Genomic DNA, 23,106 nt, shown 5'->3' on the forward strand with positions numbered 1-23,106 from the left:
ATATGACTACAGAAAGGTTGCAGTTAGAATATGAGGGTTTGTATCTTACAGCACGAAGGTCTAGTTGCGCCTGGTTTTATAAAGGAATGGATGATCAGCCGGTGTCATGAAATGCAAATTATTCGTGTGGACTGCGGGCAAGAGTATCCCTTAATCGAAAATTTTGAAATGCTTATTATATTAGGCGGCCAAGCGGGTGCGTACGAAGAACAGAAATATCCCTGGTTAATCCAAGAGAAAAAATGGATCCGCAGTGTGGCGGACAGTGGAAAACCGATCTTCGGAATATGTTTAGGAGCTCAACTACTTGCTGATATCTATGGAAAGACCGTAAGAAAAGCGAGGCATAAAGAAATAGGTTGGTGGCAGATTTCTTTTAATGAAAACAGCAAGTCTCATGTTTTGCTGGAAGGCTTGCCGAATGAAATTCCATTTTTTCAATTTCATCAAGATACATTTGACCTGCCTGAAGAAGCTGTACTTCAAGCAGGCAATGAAGCATTCCATAATCAAGCATTTACAATAGGACGTTCTATTCTCGGAGTTCAATTTCACCCCGAAATTGACAAAGAATATTTACAGCGTATACTAGATCAATTTGGTGACTCCTTTGAAAAAGATCGCTATATACAAACATCTCAAGAAATAGCCAATCAAGAAACTTGCCAGCAAAGTAAAAAATATCTATTTCAGATCTTGGATAACTTTGAACATTTAATTGACCAAGAGAATACTAGCTCTACAAAAAACACAAAGTGTATGTAAAATAACAATTTAATACTTCTGGGAGAGAGGCAGAGTGGAGGGTACTGGTGTGAGAGATAAACTTGAATGTATGAACATTTATGAATGTCTCACGTGTAGGATCCTTTCATTTAGGACGGCAGGTCAACTTTAGTAATTCGTTAACTTGTCGTCCTGTTTTAGAATAAAGTATCAGGTCCCCACACAAATCAAAAACAATTCTGAATTGTACTAGAGTTGTGTGAGAACCTGGTACCTTTACAAAAACGGTGCTAAACTGAACAAGACACAGAACTCTCAGGAGTTTCGTGTCTTGTTTTACGTAGACAGAAAAAAGGGTATGGATTCTATAAGAGAACCCATAAATGGAAGATAGTCATCAACAAACTAGTAATTTGTCATATGGGAGTGACGATCATCATATACATATAGGGTGTGCAAAAATAAGAGTACATAAAGGGGGTAGAACGATTGTTGAAGAAGTGGATGATGGCATGTGCGATTTTTCTGCTGGCGGTTACCGGAACGATGCAGTCTGCAGAAGCTGCAAGTTTTAAGGACATGAAGAAGAACAGTTCTTCGCTGTATGTGGAAGTGAATTATCTGGCGGACCTGGGAATCATCAGCGGGTATCCGGACGGCCGGTTCAAGCCGAATGAGCCGATCGCAAAGAAACATATTGCGGCAATGCTCGTCAAGGCACTAGAGTTGCCGATGACGGATTTAGTGGACCCGGGATATAAGGACGTTCCGAAAACACATCCTTATTACGATGAAATAGCAACAGCGTACAAGGCGGGACTATTTTCCAAGGCAGCTAATTTCAAACCGGAGTCCAGCATATCACGTGCATTTATGGCGCGGTTGATGAGCAAGGCATTTAATTTGAAGGTGCAAAATAAAGCTTACTATATGCCATCGTACAGTGATGTGGGAAGAAATTCGGAATTTCATACAGATATTATGAGGGTATCGACCAATAACGTCGCCACCGGTTATCCGGACGGGACATTCAAGCCGAATCAGCTGATCACCCGTGCGCATTTCGCCGCATTCCTGACCCGGGCGATGACAGCAAGGACGATGAATATTATGCCGGACGCTGGTTATATGTACTATTACACGGACGGCTCCAGCACATACCGCTACGATCATGAGGGCAAAGAAGAGAACGGCCTGGACTACTGGCGCATTACCAATGAGACGGAATATGAAGACATTCCGCGCCTCGGCTTTGTGCAGGATTCCTCGTACTACGGGGAAGGATACGATGACTGGGCCCATTTCGATCAATATATCCCGCATCCTTTCGTGGTGACGCAGATTCATCATCATGATGAGATAGGGCCGGTTGGTTACGGTAACGGGTGGATTACCTCTACAAACGGAAAGAAAACAGTTCGCGGTACAGAGTATCGTGACGTGCTGGTCGTTGAAAGTTACTTCCCGTGGAGTAAAGAAACTGTGATCGAATACTACGCAAAAGATATTGGCTTGATCCAGCGAGTGGACAGTTTAGGGAATGAACTGTACGGACTGGTGAAGCGTGTGAAAAAATAAGTGCACGGACTTGGTCCTCAAACAATGTCAGGACTATTCTGAATTGCTTGGGGACCAGATCCTTTACTAAATGAACTATGTATATATGTAAGATTCCTGTCCATACTATATAACGCAAAAGAACTCACATTCCAAAGTAGCTCAGCGGTAGAGCAATCGGCTGTTAACCGATCGGTCGCAGGTTCGATTCCTGCCTTTGGAGTACATAAAAAACTCTCCCGACCGGCTTAGGTCAGGAGAGTTTTTGCTTTGCACGGACATACATGTTTGTTTCGAAGGCGCCTCATTCATCATTCCATGCTGTTCCGTTGACACGTTTTTCACTCATCAGTTCACTGACAGTGCCCAGACGAAAACCCTTTTCTGTGATTTGTGTAATCATATCTTCCATTCCTTCAGCTACAGGTTTAGTCGGGTGCATTAAAACCATCGAGCCATTCTCCACTTTGGATACGACTCTGTTCACCATTTCATGAGTCGCCGGCTTTTTCCAGTCGACTGTATCCACTGTCCATAAAACCGTATGCATTCCCAGCTGACTTGCGGTTTCAACCGTTTGCTGGTTGAAACTGCCGCTTGGCGGACCGAACCATTTGGGCGAGGAAATCCCGAGTGTTTTTATGATGACCTCATTTGTCATTTTTAATTCTTCCATTGTTTCAGCCTCTGATTTCTGCTGTAAATCGGGATGACTGTAAGCGTGGTTTCCAATTTCATGCCCATCATTATAAATCAATTTAGCTAAATCGGGATTTTTGCTTACCCAGCTGCCGTCGAAGAAGAACGAAGCTTTCGTTTTATGCTTCTTCAGTACATCCAAAATTTCAGGAATATATTCATTACCCCAGGCAACATTAATTAAAAATGACACCATCGGTTTATCAGGATTTCCTTTGAAAATGGGGTGGGGGCCCACATCTTTCAAATGAACAGAGGGGGAAGTTTCTTTGTACACGACTTTTGATTCATCCAATTTGCCAGTCGCTTTCATTTTCTTATAACTGGCTTCCAGATCCACTTCCAGTCCATTGTAGCCCGGGATGGCTTTCCAAACTCTGTCGACCTTTGCATCCACCGCCGGGATATGATGCGCCTTGCTGAATGATTCTAATTCTGTCGTCAGTCTGTCTTTGCCATTTTTAGATGCGGAGGCAGTGCTTACTAGATTCGTATCTGCTCCCTTAAGATTGGTGAAAAGAACTAAGTAAAGTAATCCTATACAAGCAATGAAAGAAATAAGCCAGAAACGTTTCAGTTTATATCACCTCTTCTCTAGTCAGTAGTGTTTCCTGTACTTGAATAAGTATGCTTGATTTGAGGAAGTGATAGAGCAGGGTTTTGAATCATTTTGACAGATATTGAATAGATCATTACTCGTTGTAAAATGATCCGTGCTGAAGGATATCGAAAAACCATTTTATTGCAAAAAAAAAGAGGTTATATAAAACCAGTTCCAAGTTAAAATAGCCTACCTGTGCACCACATAACTCAAGAGCAATTCAGAATAGTGCCTGAGTTGTGTGATACACACGTAAACAAAATCAGAAACTGGTATATTTTGATAATTGGTAGGATAGCTTCCGGTCGTGTGACAGGTCCGCGAATTGGTTTGCCGTTTTTGCACGGGGCGATGCCAGTTTCTCCACAGCAAGCCAGTTTTGAGAATTATAAAACAGGAGCCACCGCAATATCAGTTTGAGCTGATTTCAGCGGTGGCTCCTGTTTGTGTTATTCAATCTTAGGCTAAGGTTTAGACAGTTTCAGCAGTTAGCGAACGAAATGGGTCGTCACTTAGTCCTGCTTCTACTACTAATTTAGCATATTCTTGTGCCGCGAATAGTGAATGATCACGGTAATTTCCGCATTCGAGTGCAGAAACAGCGGGAATATGTTCAGTTTCAATTACTTTGTTAAGTACTGTTGTAAGTGCCGCAGCAACATCTTTTGGTTCATGTTCATTCCAGATAATCATATAAAAACCTGTTCGGCAGCCCATGGGAGAAATATCGACGATTCCTTCTAGTTCATCACGCAAGTATGTGGCAAGCAAATGTTCTAGTGTGTGTATCGCTGAAGTAGGGATTGAATCGTGATTAGGTTGTAAAAAACGTAGATCATATTTCTGTAATACACTCCCTTTTTCATGTTGTTCTGTGCCAGCCAATCTTACATATGGAGCCTTTACTTTCGTATGATCAAGTAAAAAACTTTCGACTAATGCCATTGTTATCATCCTTTCCGTAGTTGATATATAAACTATCACAACTTCACTAGTGTTGTAAATAAATATTTACTAATATTTAGAAAAGTGAATTATTACATTGACAGTCTCTTATGACTAGGATATTATATTTATAATTCCGATATGACTTATTGGTATTCTTTAATTAAAGATCATTTAAAAATTGTTTTTAGAAGAATAAAAGACTTATCATACAAAATGAATTGAGGGGGGATTTGAAATGACCGTAAAAGAAGTGAAGAAAGGAAATGCATTTGCACTTTTACCATTAATTATTTTTGTAGCGCTCTTTATTGGCGCTGGTGTATTGACGAAGGACTTTTCGAATATGCCGCTAAACGTAGCAGTGATTATTGCTTCTGCAGTTGCTTTACTAATGAATCGAAAAGAAAAATTCGAGAATAAAGTGAGTATATTCACGAAAGGCGCAGGCCATCCCAATATTATGTTAATGGCAATTATTTTCATACTTGCAGGTGCTTTTGCGACGGTCGCAAAAGGCATGGGCGCTGTAGATTCTACTGTTAATTTAGGATTGTCTCTACTGCCTGCAAATCTATTGATGGTAGGGCTGTTTGCTATTGGCTGCTTCATTTCAATATCAATGGGAACTTCAATGGGGACAGTTGTAGCTTTGGCGCCAATTGGAATTGGTATCGCAAGCCAGACGGATATCCCGGTGGCACTGACGATGGCAACGGTGATCGGTGGGGCGATGTTTGGAGATAATTTATCGATGATTTCAGACACAACCATCGCAGCAGTCAGGACCCAACATACAAAAATGAAGGATAAATTCAAAGTGAACTTTTTCATAGTATTGCCGGGTGCCATTTTAACAGCGATTATTCTGGGTGTTATTACGCGGGGAAATAAAGCTGTAATCGGTGCGGATTTTCATTATGAACTAATAAAGATTCTTCCGTATATTGCCGTATTGGCTGCGGCATTAGCGGGCGTGCATGTACTGATCGTGTTAATTGGCGGTACGATTTTTGCCGGTGGTGTCGGATTGGCTGACGGGTCTTATAGTTTTGGCAGCTTCTTAAAAACGATTGGTGAAGGATTAATGAGTATGGAAGATTTAGCGATTATTGCACTCTTGATTGGTGGTCTGGTGGAGGTTATTCGGTATAATGGCGGGATTGATTATCTTCTGTATACTGTAAACAGTAAAATAAAATCGAAAAAAGGTGCGGAATTTGGGATCGCAGGATTGGTCAGTGCGGCAGCAATTGCTACTGCCAATAATACAATTTCAATTGTTGTTACAGGCCCATTAGCAAAAAGTATTGCTGATGAGTATGAAATTGATCCAAGAAAGTCAGCGAGTCTACTCGACACTTTCGCTGGCAGTTGGCAAGGAATTTTGCCTTATGGAGGGCAAATGCTTGCAGCGGCCGGACTTGCAGCGATTTCACCGGTAAGTATTATCCCGTATTCGTTTTATCCGATTTTAATGGGTGGTTGTGCAATTCTTGCGATTCTTATCGGATATCCGAAACTAGGCACAAAGAGTAAAGAAGTGAAACAGGTCGCTACAGTGCCTGTAGAGGAATAAAATAAATTACTTACTCATTATGTTTTCCAGTTTTATAATAAAGAAGGCATTAGGAAAACAACAGACTACTCATAAACTTCATAAATAGTAGAGAAGGTAACCACTCAGTCAGCTGATGTGGTTATTTTTTTATGGATATGAATTTTCTCTCAAGGTTTGAAACTTTTTTAGTAATTTCCCATCTATACGCAGCTAAGAGAATAGGGTGTTTAGAGAGGATGAAAGAAATGAAGAAGTTAGTTGCTATAGTTGGTGCATTCTTACTAGCGTGCAGTTTACCACTTTCAGGGGCTGCAGCTGGTAAGCAAATGTTTTCTGATGTGCCGCCGTCGAAGCATTTTGCGAATGCGGTGAATGAGCTGGCCGCGCGTAACATCATCGGAGGTTATCCGGACGGAACGTTCAAGCCGGGGAATTCGATTACACGAGGCCAAGCTGCGGCGATTATTGCGAAGATGATTGGTCTGGATACATCCTATCGAATAGAACAGAAATTTAAAGATGTACCCGCATCATATGGTTTTAATAGAGCGATTGCGAGGATGGCGGAAGAAGGAATTATCGGTGGGTATCCAGATGGTAGTTTTAAACCGGATGAGCCGATTAAGCGTAAAAATATGGCGGCGATTCTTGTGAAAGCATTTGATTTACCTCGTGATGTAGAGGTGAAAAATCCGTTCAAAGGAGAAGTCGGCATTACAAATGACGTACTGGTTATTTACAAGCTTGGTATCACTTCGGGTACCTCACCTACAACATTCAGCCCGAACGCATCGATTACGAGAGGGCAAGCCTCAAAAATGCTTGTGGCGGCGGAGCAGGTAGTAATGAAGAATGCTGTGACGGTGAAAGCGGGCGACTTAGGATGGCATGCGATGACGGCGGTTATCGATGATCAAGTGAATCCGGACGTATTTCGTGCAGTAAAAGTGAAAGGGAAAAACGACACGCTAAGTCAAGTTCAATTATTTCCGGTCAAAGAAGGAACAGGTGGAGTTGTCATTTGGGGAAGAGACGCAGAATTGAATATGAAGTATCAAAAATATCATGTTCATGTGAAAAAAGAGGGCAGGAAACTACGTTTGACGTTAGAAAAGACGGATGAATCACTGCCGACACTGGTATCGCTCAATACGAAATATAAACCCGTACAAAATATAGCTCTGGCCAAAACGGACGGAGAGAATATCTCTGACAACGTAACGATTGAAAAAAATGAATATAATTTTACGTATATTAGGATTGAAAAGCCGGGCGATTATATCGCGACGGTTCGCTTTTCGAATGGAGACGAAGTGCGCTACAGAGTGACAGCTTTTGAAATGGATGACAGCTTTTTATATGGTACAAATTCGGTAGAAATAGGACCGCCTGTTGACCCGCTTGATCCGGTAAACCCGGAGAAGCCGTTGCCAGGGCAGCTGACGACTTATCTGCCCGAGGATCTGCAGGATGCCGATTACAGAATTGCCCATGTAATGCTCACCATGATGGGGCAGAAAGTGACGCACTATCCAGCCGATTATCTGATCACCGATCCCATCAAAGACGGACCGTACGGCGAAATGCGTGAAATCGAATTTTACGAAAGACAGTTCGGTAAATACAACGAAATGGCGAAGCAGAACATCCTCTACTTAAAATGGTTTACCAAAGAGGATTCGGTCGTTGGCGAGATGCTGAACCGCTGGCTTGAAGGCGATTTCTCACAAGTGACTAAGGACTACCGAACGTTACGCGCGATGACAGACGATGATTACGGCAACTGCGCCGATGTATGTCTGGACGACTTCATCAAAGCCCGTACTAAACGGGCGGAAGAATATTTCCTTAAAACAGTTTCCGGAGCAGAAGCTGTAAAACGTTTCCATGCGGAATGGGGAACAGAATAAATACTGTTGAATAGGGTGCCAGGTCCCAACGTAATTTATAAACAATTCTGAATTAAACTAGAGTTGTGTGTGGACCTGGTACCTATTATCACAAGCGGGAGGCGAAGTGTATGGCAAAGAAACTTGGCCAGAGTTGGAAGAAAGAACATCCTGGCACATTTTTCGGCAATTCGGTAGAGAAAGCAGATCGTGCAGTGAAACAAGCAATGTCTCATCCGGAATAAATGGCAATCGAGCATGCGTTTAATGCAATCGAGCGTGCTGAAAACGCGTTTAGGAATGCGAATCAGTATAACGAAGAGTTAGATACGATTGAAGAACATAAAGGCCAGTTGGATTCGATTCGGCAACAATTGAATGAGACCCGGATGAAAAAAAGGGGAGTAATCGATTCTGGCAATAAGTTATCTTAAAATAAGGTACTTGCGTGAAGAGCACATGTAAGTTTCACGTATAGTTCCTTTACAGTGCAAAAAAACAGCGCACCCTCACAAGAGGATGCGCTGTTTCCATTCACTTGCCACTATCCACTAAGAATTCCTTGGCGACGAGTTCCACCATGATGCCGTCATTATCAATTTTTCCGTTCATGACTTGCATCGTTTCTTCATCAATTTGACCTTCGAGAAGGTCAAGTATTTCTTCGAGTTCTGGGTATTTTTTGAGTGTTTCATCTCGTACTAACGGCAGTGCGTGGTAGGGAGGGAAGTAATGATTTGTCATCTTCCAACAATGCTCAAATTCCCTTTATTATAACGTAATATAATTCTATTAATGAAAGTACTATCCTCGGTGTATTTTGTTACTTTACCTAGTTAATATCTCTTTAATCAGCATATCCATTGGTTTTTTGCCAAAGTCACTTAATAGAATTGTTGAATTTTTGAGTAAGCTATACTCTAAAAACAATCCTTTATAGCACACCAAGATCATTTCTGTGTAAAATTCTTCGTTTTCTTCATTTTTGAATTCCTGAGATTCCATACCTTCTTTTATTATAGATTTAACAATTATATACAATTTCCGGTTTGTGTTATTTATAAATGTTTCATCATCAGGAGAAGATAGTTGGTTAATTAGTACAGCTGATAGAAAGTCGAAACCCATATCATCACAAAAGTAAAAACCTGAAAGTAATATAGCCTGCAATTGATTAGTTAGAGTATAATTCACATCTTTTAGTTCGTTGTACTTTTCCTCATAAACTTCATCTATGAGTTGGTAATGCTCAAGTATTACATCATGCTTCGATTTGAAGTATGTATAGAATGAACCTTTGGAAACGCCAGCCAAATCAGTAATTTCCTCAATATGTACATTCTCAATTCCCTTGTCTTTAAACAATATTAAAGCACTTTTGAATAATTTGTTTTTTGTGTTCTTTGCCTTCTTTTCGCGGCTAATCGGTGTTTTATTATTCATATTAATTCCTCCTGTTAAATTAGATGTTGCTAAATGTTCAGATTAGTTGTACTATTCTATTAAGTATTTGACTTGGGTCAATGACTTAATTCAATGACTGAATTAAATTGTCTGTCTATTTACGTTTATAGTAGCATTTATATTCAGTAAATGAAATCAAGAATTATGTTTTATTAAAAATAATCGAAGGGACGTGTAGTTTTGGGTCAAACAATAGCCGAAAAAATATTTTCTAAAAACTACAATACGAGAGTGAAGGTTGGAGAAGAAAAATTATTTTCTCCAGATATTATCACTGCATATGATTATCCGGGATATATAGATAAGTACGAAAAGCAAATGGAAGAGTTGGATATACACACAGTGAAGAATCCTGAAAAATTCTTACTGTTTATAGATCACTTCTATCCTGCCGGAACGCCTAAAGAACAAGAGATACATCAAATTACTAGAAGGTTTTCTAAAAAATATGGTTTTAAATTATATGAAGGTGCAGGCATTGGCCATCAAGTAATTTCAGAAAAAGGGTATATCAAACCTGGCGAATTTGTTGTTCATTTTGATGGACATATTAGTACAATTGGGGCTCTAGGAGCAATTGGGATGGGAATCAGGAATAGTATGATAGAGGCTTTTGTGACAGAACAAGTCTCACTTGTTGTTCCACCTACAGTTAGAATCAATTTAGAGGGTAAATTGCTCAAAGGAGTTACTTCTCGGGATGTATTCCATTCTATTATTAAACAAATCGGACCCTCAGGTTGTCGCTCTAGCGTAATTGAGTACGGTGGACCTGGTCTTAAATCATTGGAAATGGATGAACGATTTACTTTATGTAATTTAGCTATGTTCCTAGGCGGTGTGTCCGCTGTTATGGAAACAGATGAAGTGACACATGAATATCTTGAAGCACATAATGTGAAAGATTATGAAGATATTTATCCAGATAGAGATGCAAAATACTTACTTGAATATACTATTAAGTTAGATGAAGTGGAGCCTGTTATTGTAATACCGCCAACACCTGCAAATACAGTTCCAATTTCGGAAGTCCTGGGTCTATCTATTGATCACGGATATATTGGATCTTGTGCTAGCGGTCGAATAAAAGATTTCCAACAAGCTTTAGAAATTCTAGAAGGGCGCCAAGTTGCGGAAAGTTTTCGTTTAAATGCGGTGCCAACTACAACGCAAATTCAATTGCAGATGAGTGAACTAGGACTTACTCAAAAATTAATAAGAGCTGGAGCCTTGGTACAAGCATCTTCATGTGATTTCTGTATCGGACAAATGGGAGCGCTTTCAGATGGAGAAAGGTCAGTATCAACTGGGACTTTAAACGTACCGGGACGTATGGGAAGTAACAAAGCTGATATATATACAGCTAGTCCCTATACAATTGCCGCTACTGCAGTAAATGGCAAAATAACTGATCCTAGGACTATGTTATAGGAGGAGAATATATGATTAAGAACTTGGACGGTAGAGTCGCTTGGATATTCGATGAACCAAACTTTGATATCGATTTAGTAGTAGGAGTAAACAATATGAAAATACAAGATATTGAAAAATTGAAAGATGTGTGCATGAGCGATTATGATGTAGATTTTAAAAATCAAGTTCGTGAGGGCGATGTGATAATTGGTGGAGAAAACTTTGGGTATGGGCATCCACATTATCCATCTTGTCGTGCACTGAGGGCGCTAGGAGTTAAAGGAATTATTGCAGAATCCTTCTCACCTGGATTCTATCGTGGGGAATCGACAAATGGGTTTCCGCTTATCGAATGTAAAGGTGTTGTAGATGTTGCTGATCGTTGGGATCGCCTACAATACGATTGGAATACGGAAGAGCTAACTTTTATTGATAAAGGAATTACTTTGAAGAGTGAAAGAGTACCGGAGAAAACTAAGGAGTTAATCAGGTATGGAGATATTATTACTTATTTGCGTGAAAGAAGATTGACATCTTGATTTAATGAAAACGCTAAAGTGATCTGTATCTGGATTTGAACATCCAAAATTCATGAAATTGGAGGAAGTCAAATGAAATCAAAAATGTTTTTAGTAATTATAGGATTTGCATTATTATTATTGACAGCTTGTGGTGAGGATTCAGAAAAAGCAGCAAATTCAAATGATGGTGAAACTTATAAACTACGAGTTACTTCAGCACTTAGCGCAAATCATGGATTGTGGGTAGGCTTCTATGAACCTTGGATGAAAAAGGTAGAAGAAGATTCTGATGGTAGAGTTACATTCGAGACCTTTACATCTGAAGAACTTGTAAAAGCTACAAACGAAGTAGAAGCACTTAAACAAGGCACAGTAAATATTGCTGCACCATTACTTCCTATTTATGAACCTTCAACTTTCCCGCTATCTGAAGTTTCAATGTTGCCTTTAACTAAATCCAGTCCGATAATTGGAAGTTTAGCTTTTAAAGAGTTGATTAACAGTGATGTAGAATTGCAAGATGGAAAAACATTTGCAGAGCTAGAATACGGTGCACAGTCTTTAAAAGTACTGCCGGCAACAATCTCTGAAGAGTATTCAATTTCTACAACCGGTTTAAAGTTTGATAGTGTGAAAGACGTTCAAAAGGCCAAATTACGTACACCATCTCGTATTCATGAGATTTATGCAAAAAAGATTGGTACAAACTCTGTTACAATGCCTACATTTGATTTATATGATGCAATGAGCAGGGGAGCTGTAGATGGAAGTTTCCTTTTCATTTCAGACTGGACAGGATATGGGTTTGAAGAATTGTTTAAGTATACAGTTAACGATATAAACTTAGGTCATTTTAGTTCTCTTCTAGCTATGACAGAAAAGCAATGGGATGAATTCCCTGAAGATATTCAAAAAATCATGATAGATGCATCTGATGAACTTGTTGAAAATGGTGCAGAACTTTGGGTCGATCGAAGCGAAGAAATTATTGCAAACTCTAAGGAGCAAGGCGGAGAATTTGTCAGTTTAAACGATCTGGACCCAGAAGTAAAAGAATTACTTATTGAAGGAATGGAAGATACATGGACTGACTTCATTGAATTGCTTAATAAACAAGGTGATCCAGGTACAGAAATCGCGAAACTGTGGAGAGATATCGTAATTGAGCAGGGCGGAGATGTGCCAGAAGCAGTTAAAGATCTGTAAGTATATCTATAACACTGAAGTCCAATTAGTTAGGAGCGAATACTTATGCATGATTTGGGATTGTTAACGGTTATAGTATTAGGTTTTATCCTACTCATGATTGCAGGATTCCATATTCATACGATATTGCTGACGATTGGTATTTTAGGTCTAATGTATGTCGATGGATTTGATATCATTTCAGGTTTTCTCAGTCATGACCCCTTTACTCAAATCTCAAGTTATACGCTGACGACCATTCCACTTTTTATCATTATGGCTCAGTTCATCTTGAAGGCAGGTGTTGTCGAGGATGCCTTTGCGATGGTATATAACGTTTCGCGTGGAAAGCCCGCAGTCCTCGGTTCCTTGACTATCGTAATTGGAGGTCTATTGGGAGCTGTATCGGGATCAGGTGCTGCTACGTCTGCTTCATTGGGACAAGTAGCAGTTCCTGAACTTACCAAGTACGGGTATAAACCTGCCTTGGCTGGTGCGATTTCTGCAGCAAGCGGTTCGTTGTCAGGAATTATTCCTCCAAGTATTATATTAATTCTTTTTGGTGTAATTACAGAGACGCCGATAAGTAAATTGTTTATTGGAGCAATAGTTCCTGGAATACTTATGATGCTCACTTTAATTGTGTGCTTATTGTTTATGTTTAAAGATCAACGAAAGGAAGAAGATCAGATTTCTGCTGGAGCAAGAGAGATAGGCTGGAGAAGATCTCTTATTATAGTAGTTGTCGGGTTATTTATTTTTACAGTTGTATTTGGCGGTATTTACTCGGGTATCGTTACTCCGACTGAAGCAGGAGCCATTGGAGCTTTAGCGGGTTTATTAACTGCTCTAGTATTGGGAAAGGTAGATTTGAATTTTATCAAATCCTCTGTAAGTGAGACGGCAAAGATCACAGGTATGATTATCCTAATATTAATAGGTGCGAATATATTTAGTCGTTTTGTATCGCTTTCCTTACTTCCGAGAAAAATCACTTTATTATTGGAACCATTACTCGGACACCCAGTATTAATTCTCTGCATTTTATCGGTATTGTTCTTCCTTCTCTTCATGTTTATTGAAGGAGCAGCCGTTATATTAATGACGTTACCTGTAGTGTTGCCTATTATCCAAGCGGCAGATGTCGATGTTCTGTGGTTCGGTGTATTTATTGCAGTTATTAGTACACTAGGTTTAATTACACCACCAGTAGGACTGAGTGTATATGCTGTATCTTCTACAAGCGGCATTTCGTCGGAAGCGATCTTCAAATACGGAATTATGATTGCACTTATACTGACCATTGTTGTTTGTGGATTAATGATTGTATTCCCTAGTTTGGTCACTTGGTTACCTTCAACAGTAAAATAATACAAACTACTAAATATATGTCAGAATCAATCTTCAAAATTTGTATGGATAACCAGATTTTAAAACTGACGTGAAGGATGATCCTAATGAACAAGTTAACGAATGCATATAGGGTTTTTGGTTACTTCAAAAAAGCAGGTATTTTTCTATCAGGAATAGCTTTATTTGGAATGATATTCTTAATCACTGCAGATGTATTATCTAGAAACGTCACTTCTAAATCCATTGCAGGCAGTTATGAAATCGTTCAAAACTATTTCATGAGCCTGGCATCCTTTACTATTATTCTTTATGCATATTCGACGGGTGTAATGCCGCGAATATCGATGGTAGTAGAGAAAATGCCGCGATTTGTTCAGAAGATATTATTGTTGTTAATGCTCTTAGTAGAGCTAATCATTGCGTTGTTATTTACTTACTATACGTTGAATTACTCCTTCACCGGAGTGGCGGAAGGATTCGCTTTTCCTGCAGGAGGAATTTTATTTCCAATTTACCCATTCCTGTTTTTGGTTCCAATAGGCTTTATGGGAATTGCTATTGAAATAGTATTTGTTCTAATGAAAAACATCTTCTCTAAAGAACTTTGGATAACTTTTACTAAACAACAAAGTAGTGAAGAAGCGATGGATCAAACATACGTTTCGTGACATAAGGAGGAATAGACTATGATTAAAGAAAAAAAACTATATACATTAAAAGAATTGATGGATAAAAAAGATTTGATTATAACTGCTGGAGTAGGGGATGCACTGAGTGCCAGAATCGCAAATGATGTAGATGGAATTGATGCATTACTCTCGAGTGGATTTGCTATTTCAGCGCAACTACTGGGGTTGCCGGATATTGAAATGTATACCAGAACGGAAAATGTAGAAACCGTTAGAAGAATGACTTATGTATCCAACAAGCCCCTTATTGCAGATGTAGATACGGGCTACGGCAACGCGATAAATGTAATTAAAACAGTGCATGAGTTTGAACAAGCTGGTGCAGAGGCGATGATATTTGAAGATCAGATTAGTCCGAAACGCTGTCCGATATGCGTGGATGAAACGAACAACATCTTGCCAATCGAAGAAGCAGTGGGAAAAATTAGAGCAGCTGCTGAAAATAAGTCGAATCCTAATACATTGATTATAGCTAGAACGGATGCGACGAATGTAGAAGAATCCATTAAGAGAGCGAAACGCTACCGAGAAGCAGGCGCGGATATTGTCCAGCCTATTTCAAAAGCGTTTCGTAATAAAGAGGAAGTAAAACAATTCGTCGATGCAGTGGACTGTCCTGTCTCTCTCGTCATTGTAGGTTGGTTAGAGGAGTTATCCATGAAGGAAATTCAATGGATTGGGCCCAAAATTGCTCATTTCGCCTTAGTTTCCGTAACGGCCTCTCATAAGGCAGTTGAGAATGCATTTTATGAGATTGGATCCAAGGGGACTACTAAGGGAATGGAAACACCTCGGACACTGCACGGAGAACTGGTCAAGAAACTAGGCATGGATAGGGTAAGTAACATGGAAGAAAAATATTTACCGAGTGAAGAAGTAATTACTAAATAATAGGGTGGTTTTCATGTATGACAACATATAAAGTCGTAAGCAGTTCTCCAACATTCGGAAAAATAACTAGCGAACCGATTATATATCTACAACAAAATGATTGTGAAGTAATCATTTTGAAGGATGACGAGATAAATGATCGAGAAATATTTGCTGACAGCTTGAGAGATGCAGATGCTTTTGTAGTAGGAATTGAAAAAGTAGATGAGCAATTGCTTGCAAATGCAAGAAAACTAAAAGTGATTGCTAAACATGGAATCGGTATTGATAATATCGACCTAGAATTGGCGGAAAGTAAAGGAGTAGCCGTAAAAAATGTACCAAATGCGAGTACAAATGCAGTGGCGGACTACACTATCGGTCTATTGATCTCTTCGGCTAGACATATTCCTCAAACAGTAGAAGAAGTGAAAAAAGGTGAGTGGCATAAGAAGCCGGGGTTTGGATTTTCAGGTAAAACATTAGGCGTTATTGGTACCGGAAGAATTGGTCAGGCAGTAATTCAACGAGCGAATGGTTTCAGTATGAATGTCATAGCTTATGACAAATTTCCAAATCTAGAAAGTGCAAAAACACTTGGCTTTACCTATCACGAGTTAGAAGAGATCTATCGACAGTCTGATTATATTGCAGTGCATACTGACTTGAATCCTGAGACACAACATTTGCTCGACTTAAAGGCATTCAAGAAAATGAAGCCCAATGTAATTATAGTCAATACTGCGAGGGGTGGAATTATAAACGAAGAGGATTTATTGACTGCTTTGAATGAAAATCTCATTGCAGGCGCTGCTTTGGATGTCTTCGAGCATGAACCGGAATTTAATAAGGAATTAATGAAACATGAACGATTTACCGCTTCCAGTCATACAGCTGCCTATACGTACGATTCCTTAGCATTCATGGGAATGGAAACGGCGAAAAATGTAATTCATGTACTGACTAATTAAGATAAACTTCTACTTCATAAATTTATAATTGAGGTAACGTAAGTAACATTATATAGAATGCGTATAGATGGATCATTATAAAAATTCATTAATAAGAAAAAGAGAAACACTTGGAGGTGAAATTTCGTGGTGATTGAATTATTGAAATCGCATGTATCAGTCAGGAAGTATAAAGATATTCCTTTAAGTCAGAAGCAAGTACTCGATATTGTAAGTGCGGGTCAAGCGGCAGCCAGTTCCCATTTTGTCCAAACGTATTCAGTCATTCATGTGACAGACGAGGAAAAGAAAAAGAAACTTGCAGATTTAGCAAAAAATCCTTTGCAAATTAATGGTGCCGGTGCGGTCTTCGTAATATGTATGGATTATGCCAGATTGAAAAAGGCGGCTAGTCTATTAGGGCGTGATATAGAGTTTTCACTTGCTGAAAATACAATAGTTGGCGTAACCGATGCGGGTTTATTTGCTCAAAATATGGTAGTTGCCGCTGAATCAATGGGGTTTGGTATTTGTTATATTGGAGGAGTGCGTAACGCACCTTATGAAATTAGTGAGCTACTTGAATTGCCATATGGAGTTGTTCCTCTATACGGTTTGACGATAGGTGTTCCAGATGAATCTAATGAGGTTAAGCCGAGACTTCCGGTAGAAGCGGTTATTCATGAAAACGCTTACAATAAAAAGAAATATGAGGAGTTAATTCCTCAATACGATATTCAGCTAAAAGCTTATTATCAAAGCAGAGAAACGAATCAAAAAGACACGGATTGGTCGGAGTCCATGACGCGATTCTTGGAAAACCCAAGAAGAGAAAATTTAGGAAAGTTTATGTCGGAGAGAGGATATAAACATAGATAAATCAAGTGTAGAAACAGTATCAATATCAAGCTATACAATCACAAATGAAAACATTATGTACATACTGATTGATCGGTATGTTGGAGGGAGTAAACAAAGTGAACTTTTCTTATTCAGACCGTGTCATTGAATTACAAGAGCAAGTAACAAACTTTATGGAGGAATATATTTATCCAAATGAGGCTGTGTTTCGAAATCAACTGGATGCTCAGGAAAATCGTTGGACTGAAGTTCCGCCTATTATAGAAGAATTAAAAGAAATAGCAAAAGCTAAAGGATTGTGGAACTTATTTCAGCCTGATGAAGAGTATGGTGCAGGATTAACGAATCTAGAATACGCTCCCCTTTGTGAAATAATGGGACGGTCATTCCTAGCTCCTGAAATATTTAATTGTAACGCACCTGATACGGGCAATATGGAAGTCTTGTCGCGCTATGGTACTGATAAACAAAAGCAAGAATGGTTAATACCCTTATTGAATGGTGAGATTCGTTCAGCATTTGCGATGACCGAAAGAGAAGTAGGTTCAAGTGATGCAACGAATATTCAGTCTAGCATCATTCGTGAAGGTAATGAATATGTAATTAACGGAAAGAAATGGTGGACTTCTGGTGCAGGAGACCCTCGCTGTAAAATTATGATTGTCATGGGAAAAAGCGATCCAGATGCTTCAAAATACGACCAACAATCCATGATACTAGTACCAATGAATACAAAAGGATTGACAGTTGAGCGTATGCTCCCGGTATTTGGGTATGATGATGCTCCTCATGGTCATGCGGAAATTACTTTCGATAATGTAAGAGTACCGGCAGAGAACATGCTGTGGGAAGAAGGAAAAGGATTTGCTATTGCACAAGGTCGTTTAGGGCCGGGAAGAATTCATCACTGTATGCGTCTAATCGGTGCTTCTGAGAGAGCACTGGAGCTAATGTGCAAACGTGTACAAGAACGTGAAACATTTGGAAAAAAGATTGCGGAACATGGAGTTGTGCAACAATGGATCGCGGAATCACGGATGGAGATTGAACAAGCGAGACTGCTGACGTTGAAAGCTGCCTATATGATGGATACGGTAGGGAATAAAGTGGCTAAAGCAGAGATTGCGATGATTAAAGTTGTTGCGCCAAATATGGCTACCAAGATAATAGATCGTGCCATTCAAGCGTTCGGTGGAGCGGGTGTTAGTGAAGATACACCTTTAGCTTATATGTATGCTAGTGCACGTACACTTCGCATTGCAGACGGTCCTGATGAAGTACATGCAAGACAAGTCGCAAGATTAGAATTAAAAAAGCATCTATGACAGGAGGAGTGCATCATGAATACAATGGACCTATTTTCTCTAAAAGGTAAGACTGCAATAGTGACGGGTGGTGGACGCGGCCTCGGAGCACAAATTGCGGAGTCTTTCGCTGAAGCAGGTGCAAATATTGTAGTCTGTTCAAGGGATGGAGCGGCGTGTGAAGAGATGAGTCAGAAGTTACAAGAACTTGGCGTTGACACACTGGCAATAAGCTGTGATGTGACAAACCCTGAAGATGTAAAGAAGGTAGTTCAAAAAACAAAACAAAAGTTTGGAAGAATAGATATTCTTGTGAACAATAGTGGAGCAAGTTGGGCGGCACCATCTGAGGATATGCCATTAGAAGCATGGGAAAAAGTTATGAATGTTAATGTAACAGGAACATTTTTAATGAGTCAAGAAGTAGGTAAGGTCATGATTGAACAAAAAGGTGGGAAAATCATTAATATCGCATCAATCGCGGGCTTTGGGGGTACGGATCCTTTCATGCAAACAATCGGCTATAACACCAGCAAAGGTGCCGTGATGACGATGACAAAAGATTTGGCAGTAAAGTGGGGAAAACATCAAATCAATGTAAATGCAATAGCTCCCGGTTTCTTTCCAACTAAAATGTCAAAAGTACTTATTGAACATGGACAACAAACGATCTTGGATGGTACTCCACTTGGAAGACTAGGAAGTGATTCGGATTTAAAAGGACCTGCACTTTTCTTAGCTTCAAATGCATCAGATTATGTCACAGGTGATATTTTAACGGTTGATGGCGGTGCTACAGCATTCTAATACTAAACAAAGAAATTTGATTACCTGTTGTTACTTTATATTTTTAACGGCTTGAGTTGGAAGGGAGGTTATCGAATGAGTGATACGATTGAAGTAAGAAGTGGAGAAGAAGTGAATTTAGATGTACTGCATACATTTATTGATGATCATTTAACCAATATACCGAAAGGTGAATTAGTTATTCGTCAATTCGGCGCTGGTCATTCTAATTTAACGTATTTGCTTCAAATGAATGACTGGGAAGGTGTTCTTAGAAGGCCGCCAATGGGACCAGTTGCACCAAAAGCACATGACATGAAAAGAGAATATACTATCTTGAAAAGCTTGAATCAAGTATTCCAGGCAGCTCCAAAACCCTATTTTTTCTCTGAGGATACTGGAATTGTAGGAGCACCATTTTTTATTATGGAAAGACGTAAAGGAATAGTTCTTGATTCGGAGTTTCCTAGTGATGTAAAGTACCATGCAGAGTTAGGGAGAAAAATTTCTCAATTGATGGTTGATCAACTTGTCGCTTTACATGAAATCGATTATAGAGAAACCGACCTGGTGAATTTAGTCAAACCTGAAGGGTTCTTGGAAAGGCAAGTTACCGGTTGGATCACTCGTTACGAAAAAGCAAAGACAAGTGAGATTAATGGTATAGATGAAATAAAAGAGTATCTAGTAGATCATTTACCAACTTCACAACAACCTACTATTATCCATTATGATTATAAGTTAAATAATGCAATGTTCTCAGAAGATTTTTCTGAAATGACAGGATTATTCGATTGGGAAATGACTACGGTGGGAGATCCATTAGCTGACTTGGGGGTGGCAATGAGTTATTGGATTCAGAATAACGACCCGGATTTCCTGAAAAATGGACTTGGGGAGCCACCTGTTACGGTTATGGATGGTTTTTACACACGCGAAGAATTTATTCAATCCTATGCTGAGAAAAGTGGAAGAGATGTAAGCTCAATTAATTATTATATGGCATTTGCTTATTTTAAATTAGCGGCTATCTGTCAACAAATATACTATCGTTACGAAAACGGCCAGACGAATGATGCACGATTTGAGAACTTTAATGTTTTTGTTGAAAACTTAATTCATTATGCAGTAGAAGTATCAAAAAAGCGAGATCAGGCATGAAAGTTCATGTACTGATGACTAAAGAAGAATTAGATACTGAAAAAATCACATCTACTAAGTCGGTTGTTATTTTTGATATTTTATTGGCTACCTCGACGATTGCAGCTTGTTTTGATCGTGGGGCACAATCTATAAGACCTGCTCTTAATGAAGAAGAGGCACTAAGACTTATTGAAAGTTGCGAAGGTGAAGCAGTTTTAGCTGGAGAAGTCAATGGCAAAACAATTGAAGGGTTTCTAGACCCGCTACCAACGTTGCTTATTGAACATGTATCAGATAAACATATAGTTTTATCTACTACAAACGGTACCATAGCAATACGGAAAGCCGCAGGTGCCAAAAAGGTCTGGACTGCGTCGTTGCTTAATACAGAAGTAGTTGTAGAAAAAGTAATTGAACACTATGAGGATGAAACACTTTTATTAGTATGTTCAGGTTCAGCCGGACAGTTTTGTTTAGAAGACTTTTATGGAGCTGGCTATTTTATTTCTTGTTTACAAATGAAATATAACGAGCAGCTTGAGTTAACCGATAGCGCATTAGGAGCGAAGTGGTTTTATGAAAGTTATCAAGATGAAAGTGAACAAGTTTTAAAAAAATCGCGAGTTGGAACATCACTCGAACAACATGACCATTGTAGTGAGATTCAATATGTTAGCCAAAAAAGTATAATTCGATCTGCGCCTTACGTGAAAGATGGCCTAATAGTACTTGAGTAGAACATAATAGTTTCAAGAATTTAGTTATAGCTGAAATATATAATCTACTTAGTTTAATTAGGTCAGTAGAAGAAACCAAGAAGGAGAGGTTTAATGAAAAATACAGCACACTTTAAATTTTGGCCACCGCGACTCTCGAAGACATTGAGCCTTCCTAAGACTACTATCTTTGACAACTTAACTATGACTGCCAAAAAATACCCAGATAAGACAGCTATAGAATTCTATGGAGGATCTGTAAGCTATCAAAACATACTTGATGAAGCCGAGCAATTAGCGGGTTATCTAGAGTCCAAAGCGAGGGTGAAAGCTGGTGACCGGATATTGTTATTCATGCAAAACTCACCACAGTTTTTGATCAGTATGTTTGCTATACTTCGCATACGAGCAGTCGTAGTTCCAATTAATCCGATGAGCACGACTGAAGACCTTCGCTTTTTTTTAGAGGACGGAGATATTTCTTGTGCATTTATAGGACAGGAACTCTATGAAAAAATAGAACCATTAATAGGTAGTACAACATTGCAGCAAGTAATTGCTGCAACGTATGGTGAATATATTGATGAATCTAAAGCACTTGCAGAGATTCCGAAAGAAGTGCAAGAAATGAAAAAAGATTTACCGAAGACTATAGCTTGGAAAGAAGCGCTAGAGGAACATGTCACACTTTCCTTATATAAAGGAGAAAGTGAAGACATGGCAATGATACCTTACACGTCAGGTACAACAGGATTGCCGAAAGGTTGTATTCATACAAATGCAACGATACAAGCTAATATAACTGGATCTTACCATTGGATGTCTATGAGTCCTGACATGGTGACATTGGTAAGTTTACCTCTATTCCATGTTACAGGACTAACGCATAGTGCGTTAAGTCCAATTTTATCAGGCAGTTTACTGGTTGTCCTTACAAGATGGGATCGTGAGTATGCAGTAAAAGCAATTGAGAAATTCGAGGTTTCGCATTGGATAAACATCAGTACGATGCTCATCGATTTCCTGGCAAACCCTAACATTGCGGATTATGATACGTCCTCTCTTGAAATAGTTGGCGGCGGGGGTGCTACATTACCACAAGCTGTGGGTGAGAAATTAGAGCAATGGCTAGGTCTTTCATATATTGAGGGCTACGGGTTGACTGAAATGATGTCGCATACCCATTTTAACCCCACCCATCGCCCTAAAAAGCAATGTATGGGAATACCTTCATTTGGCGTGGATGCCAGAGTCATAGATCCCGTGACTGGCGGTGAAGTTGAACTGTATGAAGAAGGTGAACTAATTGTTAACGCCCCTCAAATGTTTAAAGGGTACTATCGTCAAACTGAAGAAACCAAAGCGAGCCATATAGAGATAGATGGGAAAATATATTTTAGAACTGGCGATATTGTTAAAGTAGATGAAGAAGGATATTTTTTCATTGTTGACCGCGTGAAAAGAATGATCAATGCAGCTGGCTATAAGGTCTGGCCTACAGAAGTAGAATCTATCTTGTACAAGCATAAAGCGATTCAACAAGCGTGTGTCGTTAAGCATCCTGATGAACTACGTGGGGAAACAGTTAAAGCACTCATTATATTAAAAGATGAGTATAAAGGTAAAGTATCTGCTAAAGAGATAATTAACTGGTCTAAAGATCAAATGGCTAGTTACAAGTATCCCCGTATTGTGGAATTCAGAGATAGTTTTCCAACAACGAGTAGTGGGAAGATTTTGTGGCGACAGTTACAATCAACATAGAAAATAAATTAATATATATTCCTAGATTTTATTCAGCATTGTCTTTTCTAGTAGATTTAGTCTGTATTAAGAATAAAGAAAAGTATAATATGATAAACAACGTACCTTT

At 39.2% G+C, this 23,106-nt stretch carries 22 protein-coding genes and 1 tRNA gene; 19 read left to right on the forward strand and 4 right to left on the reverse strand.

The features are described 5' to 3' along the window. Window positions 1-30: 30 nt before the first annotated feature. From CSV74_RS00385 to CSV74_RS00395, 3 genes are all read left to right on the forward strand, one after another. Window positions 31-765, forward strand: coding sequence for a type 1 glutamine amidotransferase (locus CSV74_RS00385; RefSeq protein WP_099690176.1), 735 nt, complete (start codon window positions 31-33; stop codon window positions 763-765). Window positions 766-1,215: 450 nt separating this feature from the next. After that, on the forward strand, window positions 1,216-2,304 hold the full coding sequence (locus tag CSV74_RS00390) for an S-layer homology domain-containing protein (RefSeq protein ID WP_099690177.1): 1,089 nt from the start codon (window positions 1,216-1,218) through the stop codon (window positions 2,302-2,304). Window positions 2,305-2,434: 130 nt separating this feature from the next. Then, window positions 2,435-2,506, forward strand: a tRNA-Asn gene (locus CSV74_RS00395). An 81-nt stretch (window positions 2,507-2,587) separates the two neighbouring features. Here CSV74_RS00395 and CSV74_RS00400 read toward each other — a convergent pair. Continuing rightward, window positions 2,588-3,559: a polysaccharide deacetylase family protein gene (locus CSV74_RS00400; RefSeq protein WP_099690178.1), complete on the reverse strand. Its 972-nt coding sequence runs from the start codon at window positions 3,557-3,559 to the stop codon at window positions 2,588-2,590. 495 nt (window positions 3,560-4,054) lie between these two features. Continuing rightward, complete coding sequence (locus tag CSV74_RS00405; RefSeq protein ID WP_099690179.1) at window positions 4,055-4,528, reverse strand: S-ribosylhomocysteine lyase; 474 nt, start codon at window positions 4,526-4,528, stop codon at window positions 4,055-4,057. Window positions 4,529-4,766: 238 nt separating this feature from the next. Between CSV74_RS00405 and CSV74_RS00410 the strand changes: the two genes are divergently transcribed. From CSV74_RS00410 to CSV74_RS16835, 3 genes are all read left to right on the forward strand, one after another. Then, window positions 4,767-6,107: a Na+/H+ antiporter NhaC family protein gene (locus CSV74_RS00410; protein ID WP_099690180.1), complete on the forward strand. Its 1,341-nt coding sequence runs from the start codon at window positions 4,767-4,769 to the stop codon at window positions 6,105-6,107. 227 nt (window positions 6,108-6,334) lie between these two features. Then, entirely contained in the window at window positions 6,335-7,999 is a 1,665-nt protein-coding gene (locus CSV74_RS00415; protein ID WP_158231718.1) for an S-layer homology domain-containing protein, read from the forward strand. A gap of 224 nt (window positions 8,000-8,223) precedes the next feature. Further along, a complete protein-coding gene (locus tag CSV74_RS16835) occupies window positions 8,224-8,412 on the forward strand; it encodes a hypothetical protein (protein ID WP_233190701.1) in 189 nt (62 codons plus the stop codon). Window positions 8,413-8,512: 100 nt separating this feature from the next. On the opposite strand, the gene CSV74_RS00425 is transcribed toward CSV74_RS16835, so the two are convergent. Together CSV74_RS00425 and CSV74_RS00430 are read right to left on the reverse strand one after the other, a co-directional pair. Continuing rightward, a complete protein-coding gene (locus CSV74_RS00425; RefSeq protein WP_099690182.1) occupies window positions 8,513-8,722 on the reverse strand; it encodes a glycine betaine ABC transporter substrate-binding protein in 210 nt (69 codons plus the stop codon). Between the two features lie 84 nt (window positions 8,723-8,806). After that, a complete protein-coding gene (locus CSV74_RS00430; protein ID WP_099690183.1) occupies window positions 8,807-9,421 on the reverse strand; it encodes a TetR/AcrR family transcriptional regulator in 615 nt (204 codons plus the stop codon). 201 nt (window positions 9,422-9,622) lie between these two features. Between CSV74_RS00430 and CSV74_RS00435 the strand changes: the two genes are divergently transcribed. The 13 genes from CSV74_RS00435 (at window position 9,623) to CSV74_RS00495 (ending at window position 22,997) form a co-directional block, all read left to right on the forward strand. Next, window positions 9,623-10,873 (forward strand): 3-isopropylmalate dehydratase large subunit, encoded by a 1,251-nt coding sequence (locus tag CSV74_RS00435; RefSeq protein ID WP_099690184.1) that lies wholly within the window; start codon window positions 9,623-9,625, stop codon window positions 10,871-10,873. A gap of 11 nt (window positions 10,874-10,884) precedes the next feature. Then, on the forward strand, window positions 10,885-11,394 hold the full coding sequence (locus CSV74_RS00440; RefSeq protein ID WP_099690185.1) for a 3-isopropylmalate dehydratase small subunit: 510 nt from the start codon (window positions 10,885-10,887) through the stop codon (window positions 11,392-11,394). 72 nt (window positions 11,395-11,466) lie between these two features. Beyond that, window positions 11,467-12,582: a TRAP transporter substrate-binding protein DctP gene (gene dctP, locus CSV74_RS00445; RefSeq protein WP_099690186.1), complete on the forward strand. Its 1,116-nt coding sequence runs from the start codon at window positions 11,467-11,469 to the stop codon at window positions 12,580-12,582. A gap of 45 nt (window positions 12,583-12,627) precedes the next feature. Then, entirely contained in the window at window positions 12,628-13,932 is a 1,305-nt protein-coding gene (locus CSV74_RS00450; protein ID WP_099690187.1) for a TRAP transporter large permease, read from the forward strand. 86 nt (window positions 13,933-14,018) lie between these two features. After that, entirely contained in the window at window positions 14,019-14,582 is a 564-nt protein-coding gene (locus CSV74_RS00455; protein ID WP_158231719.1) for a TRAP transporter small permease, read from the forward strand. An 18-nt stretch (window positions 14,583-14,600) separates the two neighbouring features. Continuing rightward, window positions 14,601-15,494, forward strand: coding sequence for an isocitrate lyase/PEP mutase family protein (locus tag CSV74_RS00460; RefSeq protein WP_099690189.1), 894 nt, complete (start codon window positions 14,601-14,603; stop codon window positions 15,492-15,494). 17 nt (window positions 15,495-15,511) lie between these two features. After that, window positions 15,512-16,444, forward strand: a complete 933-nt coding sequence (locus tag CSV74_RS00465) for a phosphoglycerate dehydrogenase (RefSeq protein ID WP_099690190.1) — start codon at window positions 15,512-15,514, stop codon at window positions 16,442-16,444. Between the two features lie 126 nt (window positions 16,445-16,570). Then, window positions 16,571-17,302 carry an oxygen-insensitive NADPH nitroreductase gene (nfsA, locus tag CSV74_RS00470; RefSeq protein WP_099690191.1) on the forward strand — a complete coding sequence of 244 codons (732 nt, stop codon included), beginning with the start codon at window positions 16,571-16,573 and terminating at the stop codon, window positions 17,300-17,302. A 98-nt stretch (window positions 17,303-17,400) separates the two neighbouring features. Continuing rightward, on the forward strand, window positions 17,401-18,609 hold the full coding sequence (locus CSV74_RS00475) for an acyl-CoA dehydrogenase (protein WP_099690192.1): 1,209 nt from the start codon (window positions 17,401-17,403) through the stop codon (window positions 18,607-18,609). 15 nt (window positions 18,610-18,624) lie between these two features. Further along, window positions 18,625-19,395, forward strand: a complete 771-nt coding sequence (locus CSV74_RS00480) for an SDR family oxidoreductase (RefSeq protein ID WP_099690193.1) — start codon at window positions 18,625-18,627, stop codon at window positions 19,393-19,395. A 75-nt stretch (window positions 19,396-19,470) separates the two neighbouring features. Further along, window positions 19,471-20,535 carry a phosphotransferase family protein gene (locus tag CSV74_RS00485; RefSeq protein ID WP_099690194.1) on the forward strand — a complete coding sequence of 355 codons (1,065 nt, stop codon included), beginning with the start codon at window positions 19,471-19,473 and terminating at the stop codon, window positions 20,533-20,535. Beyond that, window positions 20,532-21,254, forward strand: coding sequence for a 2-phosphosulfolactate phosphatase (locus CSV74_RS00490; protein ID WP_099690195.1), 723 nt, complete (start codon window positions 20,532-20,534; stop codon window positions 21,252-21,254). Before CSV74_RS00485 ends, CSV74_RS00490 begins: the two co-directional genes overlap by 4 nt. A gap of 93 nt (window positions 21,255-21,347) precedes the next feature. Continuing rightward, window positions 21,348-22,997 (forward strand): long-chain-fatty-acid--CoA ligase, encoded by a 1,650-nt coding sequence (locus CSV74_RS00495; protein WP_099690196.1) that lies wholly within the window; start codon window positions 21,348-21,350, stop codon window positions 22,995-22,997. Window positions 22,998-23,106: the final 109 nt, after the last annotated feature.

Source organism: Sporosarcina sp. P19 (assembly GCF_002743165.1).
Classification (GTDB): Bacteria; Bacillota; Bacilli; order Bacillales_A; family Planococcaceae; genus Sporosarcina; species Sporosarcina ureae.